Raw genomic sequence first — 9,465 nt, 5'->3', positions numbered from 1 at the left:
GGGCCGCCGCCCGGGGGGGTCTGCTTCCCGGGTCTGCACCCCCCCCCCCGCGGGGAGGCCCGGGGCACGATCGGGCCATGACGACGACAGTGAACGCGTGCCCTGCCTACGCCATCGCCAACCTGCGCCCCCCGGCCCGCCTCGATGAGGAGGTCCTCACCTACATCGAGCGCATCCAGGCCACCCTCGATCCCTTCGGCGGCCGGTTCCTCGTGCACGGCGCGCCGGAGCGCGACGTACGGGAAGGGGAGTGGCCGTCCGCGCTGGTCCTCATCGGCTTCCCGTCGATGGACGCCGCCCGAGCGTGGTACGAATCGGCTGCGTACCAGGAGCTCATCGCGCTGCGGACCCGGCACATACCGGGCGACGCGATGCTGATCGAGGGTGTCCCGCCGGGCTACGACGCGGCGGAGACGGCGGCCGCGATGCGGGCCGCCCAGTCGTAGCCGTCAGTAACCCTCAGGAGTCGAACCGGCTCAGCAGGAATTCCATCGCCGCCTGGTCCGGCGCGTTCCACGGCGCCGCCCCCGCCACCCCGCACAGGGCGTCGACCATCTCGCCGGTGACCCCCGTCGCCGGGGGCAGATGGGCGGAAAGGATCAGCCGGGGATCCCGGTCCCGGATCGGCTGGAAAGCAGCCGCGAACTTCTCCGGGTCGACAAGCTGCACCCAGGGACTGTCGATGGTGGCCCACAGCAGCTGCGCGGCCTCCACATCCTCCGGGTCCACCTCGCTCACGTCGCCCGCCTCGGCGAGCTCCACGGTGGGCAGCGGCCCGGCGAAGCAGTGGGAGCTGAAGCAGGCACCGGAGTGGTCATCGAAGAATCCGACGGTGGTCGGATTGTGGTAGAGCGGCGGCCGGAAGCCGGTGAGCGTACGATCGCCCACCTCCAGCGTCTGCCCCGGGTTGAGCAAGTACAGCCGGTTCACCGGAATCGGCCGCTCGCAGCCGAGCAGCCCCGCCGTCCCGAACGTACACACCACCCGCGCCTGTGGCGCTGCCGCCAGCAGTGCGAAAAGCCCCCCGGTGTGATCGCGATCCGGGTTCGTCAGCCAGATCCACCGCACATCCGCCGGATCCATGACACTCGCCAGCGTCTCCGGGAAGTCCCGGTTCGCCAGCCCGAGCCCGGTGTCCACGACCACCGGCTCAGCGGCGAAGAGCACATAGGCGTTGACCGGGAGATAGCCGATCCCCGGCACCTCCAGGCTGTCACTCAGCAGGGTGATGTCCGGCCGCACCTTGTGAATGTGCATGTTTCCATCGTCTGCCCCTGCTGATAGGCGCGCACCCGCGGCGTGTTCGCTACAGCGAGTCGAAGGGCGGCACGATGCGTACGACGACGAGCAGGGGCTCGCGCGGTGCGACCAGGAAGTAGAACCAGCCGCCGGCGGCATCCATGCGGCGCAGTCCGCCGGGTCGCGGGCCGTTGCCGAGGTCGCTGGCATCAACGCCGGTGCTGGCGAGATTCGACAAGCTGCCCGGCCAGGCGTTCCACTTCCGCCACCACCTGAGTGGGGACGCCGCCCGCCATGTGCTCGTGGTCAGGGTCGGACGCCCAACGCCAGTCCCGGTTCACTGTCACCGTGTCGGAAGCCCGACAGCGGCGTGGGCCTCGTCCAGGATCCGACCGATCCCGGAGGCCGCTTTCCGCGCCTGGACGGCGTCGCCTGACTCGGCGGCGTCTTCCCAGCGGCGGAAGTCCGCCGCCAACAGAGGATGGCGCTGGATGTGAACGAAGACGGCCCATTGCGCGATAAACCGCTGGAGTGGTGACAGGTCAGAGCCCTGTCGGGACTGGTCGGCTGCCGAATCCAGTTCCCGGGTGAAAGCAGGTAGCGACGCAGGCGCGATCTGCCGGATGGCCTGCCGCAGCGCCGCGACGGTGGCAGCGGGCTGGGGGATAAGCGGCTGCCCGGCATCGGGGGTGGTCATGGCTGCTCTCATGGGCGAGATTCTGATCCCGCGTGTCAGCGTATCCGGCCAAAGACTTCTCCCTCACTCGCAGGAGTGAGGGAGAAGCCGCTACCTCTTACCGCCCGCTTGCCCGTCAGCCATCGGCCCTCGCCACGCCGACCGGGCAGGAGACCCCGGTGCCGCCGATCCCGCAGTACCCGGCCGGGTTCTTGTCCAGGTACTGCTGGTGGTACCCCTCGGCCGGATAGAAGGTCCGGCCCTCCGCGGGGAGCAGCTCCGTGCTGATCGTGCCGTAGCCGGAGCCGGTCAGGACCTGCTGGTAGGCGGCGCGGGAGGCCTCGGCGGTGGCTGCCTGGGCGGGGGAGTGGGTGTAGATCGCCGAGCGGTACTGGGTGCCGACGTCGTTGCCCTGGCGGAAGCCCTGGGTCGGGTCGTGGGCCTCCCAGAACACCTTCAGCAGTTGCTCGTACGAGACGACGGACGGGTCGAAGACCACCCGGACCGCCTCCGTGTGCCCGGTTCGGCCCGAGCAGACCTCCTCGTACGTGGGGTTCTCGGTGTATCCGCCCTGGTAGCCGACCAGCGTGGTGTACACCCCCGGGACCTGCCAGAACTTGCGCTCCGCGCCCCAGAAGCAGCCCAGACCGAAGTCCGCGGTCTCCAGCCCCTCCGGGTAAGGGCCGAGGAGGGGGTTGCCCAGGACCGTGTGGCGGGACGGGACGTGGAAGGCGGGGGTTTCGCGCCCGCGGAGGGCCTGCTCGGGGGTGGGCAGCTCGGGGACGCGGCGGGACAGGAACATGCTGGGCTCCTCGGTGTGTGGGGTCCGTACGGGGAACGTCCGGCCCCTCCACGGCATTCCTCGGCTGTCACGGGGCTCCGCCCCGGTGGTGCCCCGGAGCGGCCCCAACGACGCGCTCACGGCGACGGGCAACCCCGACCACCCAGCCCGGCATGTCCCCCCGGACGAAGTCTGGGGGAGTTGGAGGCCGGACACACCGGCCCACCGAACGGGGTGGGGTACACCGCGATACCCCGCGCCCCGCGCAACGGGGCACCACGTGGTGCGGAAGACCGTGGCACCCCGCACCCCGCACCCCGGGCGGCGGGGTGACTCGGGTCAGTGCGGCAGCGTCGCCGGACTGCCACCGTTCGCCTCGTACCCGGCCACCGCCAGCGCCCGGTACACCGTGTACACCGCCGCAGGATCCGCCTCCTGCGTCCACGGCAGCGCCCCGACGTGCCCGTCCACGTGCACCAGCTGCCGCATCGCCTCGGCCCAGCGCTCCATGCGCACCAGGAACAGCACCAGCAGGTGCCGCACCTGCGGCAGCACCGGGTCGTCTTCGTCCGCCGAGTGCACGGCGTGCAGCGCGCCCTCCACGGCCTTCGTCACGACGGCGCTCTGATAGAAGCCGGAGACCAGATTCACCTCGGGAAGATGCTCGTACACCGCGAACAGCGGCAGCGCGGCCAGCAGCGAGCCCCGCGGTGCCCGGGCGGCCGCCGTGGTCGCGAAGTGGTCGGCCTCCTCGCGGGAGCCGTGCCACTTCTCGCACAAGTAGTGCAGCGCCGCGAGATGCGCGCCCATGTGCGCGGGCGCTCGGTCGATCACCTTCGCCCACAACTGGTCGAACTGCTCGTGTGGGTAGCCGAGGCCACGGGCGGCGGCCAGTTCGATGACGTACGGCACGGGATCGCCGGGCGCCAGGAGCGCCGCCTCACCGCAGACCGTACGGGCCTCCTCCAGGATGATCCGGAAGTCGTCGCTGCCCGCGCCGCCGGAAGACCGCCATGCCTGCTGCACCAGGAACTCGGCGTGCACCGCCGCGCCGCCGGCGTCCTTCGGCGACTCGGAGCGCCAGGCGCGCAGCCAGGCGCCCCCGGTGCCAGGCTGCTGCCGCAGCTCCAGCGAGGCCGCGCCCGCGAACGCCTGGACGCGCTGCCAGCGCAGCTCACCTTCCTTCGGTGTGCCGGCGAGCAGCTGCGACGCGGCACGCCAGTCCTGGGTGCGCTGGACGACCTCGAGTACGTCCAGGAGGTCCTGGTCGGGCCCCGGTAGCCGCAGATCCAGCTGCTCCTGCCGTACGAAGCCGTACGCGGCGGGGTCCGCGGCGTCCGGGGCGCCGGGGGCCACCTGGCGGATGCCGCCCCGACGGCGCAGCAGGAACGGACCAACGACCGCGAGCAGCATGAGCACCGCGATCAGGAACCAGAGAATCTCCATACCGCCCATTGTCCCGGACCGCGTGGGGAAGCCCGCGCACCGGGACTACGCTCGTGAGCTATGAGTGACCATTTCAGCAGCGATTCCGAGTCCGGCCACGAGCGCAGTTTCGAGACCCTCGCCATCCACGCGGGCAACACCGCCGACCCGCTGACCGGCGCGGTCGTGCCCCCCATCTACCAGGTGTCCACCTACAAGCAGGACGGTGTCGGCGGACTCCGCGGCGGCTACGAGTACAGCCGCAGCGCCAACCCGACCCGTACCGCGCTGGAGGAGAACCTCGCGGCGCTGGAGGGCGGCCGGCGCGGTCTCGCCTTCGCCTCCGGTCTTGCCGCCGAGGACTGCCTGCTGCGTGCGCTGCTGGTGCCCGGTGACCACGTGGTCATCCCCAACGACGCCTACGGTGGCACCTTCCGCCTGTTCGCCAAGGTCGTCCAGCGATGGGGCGTCGAGTTCTCGGTCGCCGACACCTCCGACCCGGCGGCGGTCCGTGACGCCCTCACCGACCGTACGAAGCTGATCTGGGTGGAGACCCCGTCGAACCCGCTGCTGGGGATCACCGACATCGCGCACATCGCGGGCATCGCCCGCGCCGCGGGCGCGAAGCTGGTCGTGGACAACACCTTCGCCAGCCCTTACCTCCAGCAGCCGCTCGCGCTCGGCGCGGACGTGGTCGTCCACTCGCTGACGAAGTACATGGGCGGGCACTCCGACGTTGTCGGCGGCGCACTGGTCACCGCCGACGAGGCGCTCGGCGAGGAACTGGCGTACCACCAGAACGCGATGGGCGCGGTAGCCGGTCCGTTCGACTCCTGGATCGTGCTGCGCGGCATCAAGACCCTGGCGGTCCGGATGGACCGGCACAGCCAGAACGCGAAGCGGATCGCCGAGATGCTGACCCAGCACGCCAAGGTAACGCGGGTGTTCTACCCGGGTCTTGCCGAGCACCCGGGCCACGAGATCGCCGCGAAGCAGATGAAGGACTTCGGCGGAATGGTGTCCTTCCAGGTCGCCGGCGGCGAGGAGGCGGCCGTCGAGGTCTGCAACCGCGCGAAGCTGTTCACGCTGGGTGAGTCCCTGGGCGGTGTTGAGTCGCTGATCGAGCACCCCGGCCGGATGACGCACGCGTCGGTGGCGGGCTCACTGCTGGAGGTGCCGGCCGATCTGGTGCGGCTGTCGGTCGGCATCGAGTCGGTGGACGACCTGCTGGCGGACCTTGAGCAGGCCCTCGGCTGACGGTTCCGGCCGCGGACCGCAGGCTGACAGCACCGTGACGCGGCCACCCGCCCTGTGACAGGGCGCGGCGGTAGGGCGCCCCTGGACGTCCTACCGCCGCACCGTGCCGTACCAGGCACGCCGGGACGTGGCCGGAACGTGGGAACCGTTGTGCCGGATGCCGAACGGACGTCAGGCGCTGACCTTCTCGTCCTCCAGCATGCCCCGGATCTGCTCGCGCAACTCCGGTGTGTTCTCGTGGCCGTGGACCGAGGCCGCGTGCTCACCGGCGGCCCGGAGGACTTCCTCCTCCTCACCGGAGATGGTGAGGCTGCAGTTCGTCTCACTGGGGAATCTGCGGCAGTCGACGACTTTCCTGGTCATGACGACCTCCTGGACTGAGGTGGTACGCCGCTTCTTCCACCCTAGGCCGGTTCCGGCAGATCCCGCCTGCCTCGCGACTCCCGGCCCGGTGCGCCGGTCAGCCCTTACCAGCCGTCGATCTCCGGGGTCGTCGCGGCGGGCGGCACACTCCAGGGCTCGACCACCGCCGCCCAGACGGTGAAGGCCACCGCGGCGACCAGCAGCACGGCCCAGCCGACCCGGCGCAGGGCGCGCCGGCGGTGCAGCAGCCGGGTGCCCAGTACGGTCGCGCGGGGCGCGAGGTCGGCGGGCAGCGGCGCGGGCGGAGTGTCCAGTAGCCGTCGGACCTCCTCCTCCTTGCGCCCGGACCCGCCGGCGTCACCGTACGAGACGTACGGACCGTGCGAGGCATTCATGAGGCACTCGCCGCCCGGAACGGCGGACGCGCCCGGGGGCAGAACCACGAACGGGCTCCGCGTGGCCGTGTGCCGGGGTGGCGGAGCACGGAGACCGCGCGTGCGCAGATCGCCCGTGCCCGCTCCATCGGGATCCCGAGCAGCGCCGCGGTCTGCTCCTCGGCCACGCCCTCGTAGATCCGGAGCACCACGACCAGCCGCTCTTGGGGGCTTAGCAGGGCCGTCGGGCCATGGCCACCGCCGCAGTGGTGGCGCCACGCCGAGCGGGCGAAGCGGGCGACGAGCGCGGCGCGGGTCCGGTCGTACGGATCCTCGCCGCGCAGCCGGTCCCAGTCCGCGTAGGTGTGGGCGAGTGCGGCGACCAGCAGCCGCTGTGCCTCCGGGTTGTGCGGGGGCCGCTCGCAGGTCAGCAGGGTCGCGGCGTGCAGCAGCCGCCTGGCCGCGCCCGCGACGAAGACGTCGAAGTCCCCGGCGCCGGAGGTGGTGCGGGCATGGGCCTGCCTCCGCCCGTACGTATGGGCGGAGGCGGAAAGCGGGTCCTGCCGCCGCTGACGCATGTGCTCATATCAGGCCAGTCGGCGCCTCTGGTCAAGGGTTTGGACAGGCGGCGTTCAGCAGGACGCGGCGCTCAGGAGGAGGCGGCGTTTACGGGGCGGCGTTCAGGAGGAGGCGGCGGAGGCCGGCTGTCCTTCCGCTTCCACGACCGGTCCGCCCGCCTGCCGGGCGGACAGGGCGGAGTTGAAGCGGGTGAGCAGCACGCAGAACGCATCCCGCTCCTCCTCCGTCCAGTCGTCCGTCACCTGCGCCATCAGCTCGCGCCGTGAGGAGCGGACCTCCTCCAGCCGGGCGTGGCCGCGCGGTGACAACTGGAGTACGACCGCACGCCCGTCCTCGGGGTGCGAGGTGCGCTTGACCAGTCCGGTGTCGACCAGGGGAGCGACCTGCCGGGTCACGGTCGACGAGTCGATGCCCATCCCGGCGGCGAGCGCCTTGACGCCCATCGGTCCTTCCTGGTCGAGCCGGTTGAGCAGCAGATACGCGGCCCGGTCCATCGAGTTGCGGGCCTGGCCCACTCCGCCGAGCCGGGTCTGCTCCGCGCGGCGTGCGAAGACGGCCACCTGGTGCTGGAGGGCATCGAGGAGACCGGGGTTGAGATCAGGCGTCATGTCCTGGGATGTGGGCATGGCTGCGGGGCTCTCTCGTGCGGCGGCGGTCGGTTGGTGGGGGACAGAGTACGCGGACGAGGGCGGGAGCGTACCGGCCCTGCGGAAACCCGTGGAATCCCGCTTGAGCCCCGCTGTCGTCCCACGGGGACCGCGCCGCGATCCTGCCGGGAAGCGCGCCGGACTCCCGCCGGGAGTCCCGCTGGACCCTGCGGACAAGTGTGTGATCGGGCCGTCCGGAAGGCCTGTCGGCTGCGAGACTGGCAGTCATGAGCTTCCATGTGGCAGGCCCCGCTCACCCCCTCATCCTCGATGACGTCAGGGGGGCCCAGAAGATGCTCTCCGGCGTGGCCAAGCTGACCCCCATGGAGGGCAGCCGGTATCTGTCCGACCTGGTCGGCGCTCCTGTCCATCTCAAGTGCGAGAACCTCCAGCGGACCGGATCGTTCAAACTGCGCGGCGCGTACGTGCGGATCTCAGGGCTGCGCCCGGAGGAGCGCGCGGCCGGGGTCGTCGCGGCGTCCGCCGGAAACCACGCGCAGGGCGTGGCCCTGGCCTCCGCACTGCTCGGGGTGCGTTCCACCGTCTTCATGCCGGTGGGCGCTCCGCTGCCGAAGGTGGCCGCGACGCGTGAGTACGGCGCTGACGTGCGGCTGCGCGGACAGGTCGTGGACGAGAGCCTCGCCGCGGCGCGTGACTACGCGCGGGACACGGGTGCCGTGTTCATTCACCCCTTCGACCATCCCGACATCATCGCGGGGCAGGGCACGGTGGGCCTGGAGATCCTTGAACAGTGCCCCGAGGTGCGGACGATCATCGTCGGCATGGGCGGGGGCGGTCTGGCGGCTGGCATCGCGGTCGCGGTGAAGGCGCTGCGCCCCGATGTGCGGATCATCGGTGTGCAGGCCGAGGGCGCGGCGGCGTATCCGCCGTCGCTGGAGGCGGGCCGTCCGGTGGCGATCGAGGCGCCCGCCACCATGGCGGACGGCATCAAGGTGGGCTGCCCGGGAGAGGTGCCGTTCGCGATTGTCGAGGAACTGGTCGACGAGGTGCGCACGGTTTCGGAGGGCGCGCTGTCCTCGGCGCTGCTGCTGTGCCTGGAGCGGGCCAAGCTGGTGGTCGAACCGGCCGGCGTGAGCACGGTGGCGGCGCTGCTGAGCGAGCCGCGCTCCGTGCACGGCCCGGTGGTGGCGGTGCTGTCGGGTGGCAACGTCGACCCCCTGCTGATGCAGCGCATCCTGCGTCACGGAATGGCGGCGGCGGGCCGCTATCTGTCGCTCCGGCTGCGGTTGGCCGACCGGCCGGGCGCGCTGGCGACGCTGCTGAGCGTGCTGTCCACACTGGACGCGAACGTCCTGGACGTGGCTCATGTCCGTACCGATCCGCGCCTCGGTCTGACAGAGGTCGAGGTCGAACTCCAGTTGGAGACAAAGGGACGCGAGCACTGCGCGGAGGTGGAACGAGCCCTGCGTGACGGGGGCTACCGCGTGATGAGCTGAGAGTGGGCTGAGGCACCGGAGCGGGGGCGCCGCCGGGCGGAGTCTTGTGGGTCGCGATGTATCGCGTTACTGTCGCCGACATCGCGGAGAATTTCCCTGCGTGAATCGCCGTACGGGCTTAGGCTTGCGCGATCAGCGCGGGCTCCCGGGTCGCCTCCACTCCGCATACGGGGAGAATCCATATGCCAGGTGCCATATACGCCGAAGGCCTGGTGAAGACCTTCGGTGACGTCAAAGCTCTGGACGGTGTCGACCTCGATGTCCCCGAGGGCACGGTCCTCGGAATGCTCGGGCCGAACGGCGCCGGCAAGACCACCGCCGTGCGCGTGCTGACCACCCTCCTCCAGCCGGACAGCGGCAGGGCGGTCGTCGCGGGGATCGACGTTCTCAAACATCCCAACGAAGTCCGCCGCTCGATCGGGTTGTCCGGCCAGTTCGCCGCGGTCGACGAGTATCTGACCGGCCGTGAGAACCTCGAAATGGTCGGGCGGCTCTACCAGATGAGCGCGAACGCCGCCCGGAAGCGGGCAGGCGAACTGCTCGAGCGCTTCAACCTCGCCGACGCCGGGCAGCGCGTCGCCAAGACGTACTCGGGCGGTATGCGCCGCCGCCTCGACCTCGCCGCGGCTCTCGTCGTACGGCCGCCCGTGATGTTCATGGACGAGCC

13 protein-coding genes are annotated in these 9,465 nt (G+C 71.1%); 4 read left to right on the top strand and 9 right to left on the bottom strand.

The window, feature by feature from the left end; translation table 11 throughout:
- The first annotated feature begins 77 nt into the window (after window positions 1-77).
- Window positions 78-446, top strand: a complete 369-nt coding sequence (locus ACFWI9_RS30725; protein ID WP_387167478.1) for a DUF1330 domain-containing protein — start codon at window positions 78-80, stop codon at window positions 444-446.
- A 13-nt stretch (window positions 447-459) separates the two neighbouring features.
- On the opposite strand, the gene ACFWI9_RS30720 is transcribed toward ACFWI9_RS30725, so the two are convergent.
- The 5 genes from ACFWI9_RS30720 to ACFWI9_RS30700 all read right to left on the bottom strand — a co-directional run bounded on the left by ACFWI9_RS30720 (window position 460) and on the right by ACFWI9_RS30700 (window position 4,142).
- Window positions 460-1,257, bottom strand: a complete 798-nt coding sequence (locus ACFWI9_RS30720; protein ID WP_387167475.1) for an MBL fold metallo-hydrolase — start codon at window positions 1,255-1,257, stop codon at window positions 460-462.
- Between the two features lie 49 nt (window positions 1,258-1,306).
- Window positions 1,307-1,477, bottom strand: coding sequence for a hypothetical protein (locus tag ACFWI9_RS30715; protein WP_387167472.1), 171 nt, complete (start codon window positions 1,475-1,477; stop codon window positions 1,307-1,309).
- A gap of 105 nt (window positions 1,478-1,582) precedes the next feature.
- Complete coding sequence (locus ACFWI9_RS30710; protein WP_387167481.1) at window positions 1,583-1,936, bottom strand: DUF6247 family protein; 354 nt, start codon at window positions 1,934-1,936, stop codon at window positions 1,583-1,585.
- 115 nt (window positions 1,937-2,051) lie between these two features.
- Window positions 2,052-2,717, bottom strand: coding sequence for a peptide-methionine (S)-S-oxide reductase MsrA (msrA, locus tag ACFWI9_RS30705; protein WP_387167470.1), 666 nt, complete (start codon window positions 2,715-2,717; stop codon window positions 2,052-2,054).
- A gap of 318 nt (window positions 2,718-3,035) precedes the next feature.
- A complete protein-coding gene (locus ACFWI9_RS30700; protein ID WP_387167468.1) occupies window positions 3,036-4,142 on the bottom strand; it encodes a hypothetical protein in 1,107 nt (368 codons plus the stop codon).
- Between the two features lie 60 nt (window positions 4,143-4,202).
- Here ACFWI9_RS30700 and ACFWI9_RS30695 point away from each other — a divergent pair, with 60 nt between their 5' ends.
- Window positions 4,203-5,378, top strand: coding sequence for a cystathionine gamma-synthase (locus ACFWI9_RS30695; RefSeq protein ID WP_387167465.1), 1,176 nt, complete (start codon window positions 4,203-4,205; stop codon window positions 5,376-5,378).
- A 171-nt stretch (window positions 5,379-5,549) separates the two neighbouring features.
- On the opposite strand, the gene ACFWI9_RS30690 is transcribed toward ACFWI9_RS30695, so the two are convergent.
- From ACFWI9_RS30690 to ACFWI9_RS30675, 4 genes are all read right to left on the bottom strand, one after another.
- Window positions 5,550-5,741, bottom strand: a complete 192-nt coding sequence (locus tag ACFWI9_RS30690; protein WP_387167462.1) for a DUF1059 domain-containing protein — start codon at window positions 5,739-5,741, stop codon at window positions 5,550-5,552.
- 104 nt (window positions 5,742-5,845) lie between these two features.
- Entirely contained in the window at window positions 5,846-6,136 is a 291-nt protein-coding gene (locus ACFWI9_RS30685) for a hypothetical protein (RefSeq protein ID WP_387167459.1), read from the bottom strand.
- A complete protein-coding gene (locus ACFWI9_RS30680; RefSeq protein ID WP_387167457.1) occupies window positions 6,133-6,693 on the bottom strand; it encodes a sigma factor-like helix-turn-helix DNA-binding protein in 561 nt (186 codons plus the stop codon). Before ACFWI9_RS30680 ends, ACFWI9_RS30685 begins: the two co-directional genes overlap by 4 nt.
- Window positions 6,694-6,795: 102 nt before the next feature.
- On the bottom strand, window positions 6,796-7,320 hold the full coding sequence (locus tag ACFWI9_RS30675; RefSeq protein ID WP_387167454.1) for a MarR family winged helix-turn-helix transcriptional regulator: 525 nt from the start codon (window positions 7,318-7,320) through the stop codon (window positions 6,796-6,798).
- Between the two features lie 248 nt (window positions 7,321-7,568).
- Here ACFWI9_RS30675 and ilvA point away from each other — a divergent pair, with 248 nt between their 5' ends.
- Together ilvA and ACFWI9_RS30665 are read left to right on the top strand one after the other, a co-directional pair.
- Window positions 7,569-8,798, top strand: a complete 1,230-nt coding sequence (gene ilvA / locus ACFWI9_RS30670) for a threonine ammonia-lyase (RefSeq protein ID WP_387167451.1) — start codon at window positions 7,569-7,571, stop codon at window positions 8,796-8,798.
- A gap of 182 nt (window positions 8,799-8,980) precedes the next feature.
- The coding region (locus ACFWI9_RS30665; RefSeq protein WP_387167448.1) for an ATP-binding cassette domain-containing protein at window positions 8,981-9,465 on the top strand (485 nt) is incomplete at its 3' end.

The organism is Streptomyces sp. NPDC127084 (assembly GCF_042724175.1).
Taxonomy (GTDB): domain Bacteria; phylum Actinomycetota; class Actinomycetes; order Streptomycetales; family Streptomycetaceae; genus Streptomyces.
Note: the sequence above shows the minus strand (reverse complement) of the source record. Positions and strands in the feature narration are given on the sequence as shown.